General features: G+C 45.6%; 3 protein-coding genes. All 3 read left to right on the top strand.

Annotated features, from left to right (window positions below; all coding sequences use genetic code 11):
* A partial coding sequence (locus R8N28_RS24320; RefSeq protein ID WP_318183559.1) for a hypothetical protein occupies positions 1–369 on the top strand: 369 nt, incomplete at its 5' end.
* Positions 370–510: 141 nt separating this feature from the next.
* Complete coding sequence (locus R8N28_RS24315) at positions 511–807, top strand: hypothetical protein (RefSeq protein WP_318183558.1); 297 nt, start codon at positions 511–513, stop codon at positions 805–807.
* Positions 808–843: 36 nt separating this feature from the next.
* On the top strand, positions 844–1598 hold a 755-nt coding region (locus R8N28_RS24310), incomplete at its 3' end, for a sulfurtransferase (protein ID WP_318183557.1).

Genomic DNA, 1598 nt, shown 5'->3' with positions numbered 1-1598 from the left:
AGCTCAACTCCTCCACCAACTCAGACCACCATCGTGGTCGAAGAACCAAGCATGCAAACGCTGAACGTACCAGATGGCTACGACTACGATCCGATCGTCGCTCGTGCTCTATCTGTTGACATTAGTGGCTACTCTTCACAACGCGCGCACCTTAGTGTCTATAAAGAGTATCAAGAGACGACTTCAGGTACCTATCAAGCGAAATACGCAAGCAAAGTAGCTTCTGAAGCACTCATCAACGGAAAAGCCGAAATGAATTTTCCGGTCTCCGATAGCCAAGGAAATCTATTAGTCGAAGTTTGGTTTTATGACGGTTCAGACCCCGTGCAGCACGTGATATCAGCAGAAGATTCATCTTGGCACCTGTAAGCATTAATGTCATGAATAGCAAACAAACCTAAACCTCTTAGAGATGTTAAATATCAGCAAAAATCGCATCGTTCTTTGAACATGCGATTTTTTTATTGTAAAACAATAGGCTTACGCTAGCCTAAACGGGTGGAACTCAACTTGGATAACCCCAAAACTTACATTTTGGTCTTCATCGGTTCGATTGCTCTGCTCCTTTTACTTTTGTGGGGCTCACCCACCAGCGAAAAAAACTTATCAGCGACCGTCATCAGCAACACTTTGACTCAGTCTTTAGACGGGCAACGACGTTACCTGACGATAGACGCTCCTGATATCGAACAACAACGCGTCGCCGTTCCGATAACAACTGACTGTGCGATCGGTTCGGCCGCCACATTTCGGCAAGCGACAAGCTCCACGTTTGAGCCATCACTTTCATTCGTCAGCTGTAACTAGAATAGTGGTCACTCCCACGACAAGAAGGATTTAGCAATGCAAGCATTGATCAGTGCAAAAGAACTCCATGCCCTACTTGACCAACAAAATGTAAAGCTTTTAGACGCAAGCATTAGCTTTCAAATTCCTTCGGAAAGCAAAAAAATCACCGATAAATGGATCCCAAACACTTACCGTTTTGATTACGACAATGACTTTTGTCTGCCTGATACCTCTTTGCCGCACATGATGCCAACCGAAGCAGGATTTAATGCAAGCGCACAAAAGCTTGGGCTAAATAACGAGGACTTGATCATCGTTTATGACAACTCAGGTACGCTTGCTTCACCACGCGCATGGTGGATGCTCAAAGCGATGGGACATCACAATGTGCAGATTTTAAATGGTGGCCTACGCGCCTGGGTTGAAGCAGGTTATCCGACCCAGTCTGATTTTGAAGCGGCATCACAGAAAGGAAACTTTCACGGCACACTCGATAAAACTTACTTTCTTAGTGCCGATAATGTATTGATTCATAGCAATGCGCGTAGTGCCAACATTGTTGATGCTCGTTCAAAAGAGCGCTTTCATGCCCAAGTGGCTGAACCTCGTGAAGGCATCCGTAGCGGCCATATCCCAGGTTCGGTGTGTTTGCCATTTTCTCATCTGATGGAACGTGGTTTTATTAAACCTTTGTCTGGGTTGCAAGCTGCGTTCGAACCATTACCATTAGTAAGTGATAAGCCCATCATTTTCAGTTGTGGTTCCGGTGTCACTGCCTGTATTTTGTTGCTGGGCGCCTACCTACTGAA

It is taken from the genome of Vibrio sp. Vb1554 (assembly GCF_033344235.1).
Note: the sequence above shows the minus strand (reverse complement) of the source record. Positions and strands in the feature narration are given on the sequence as shown.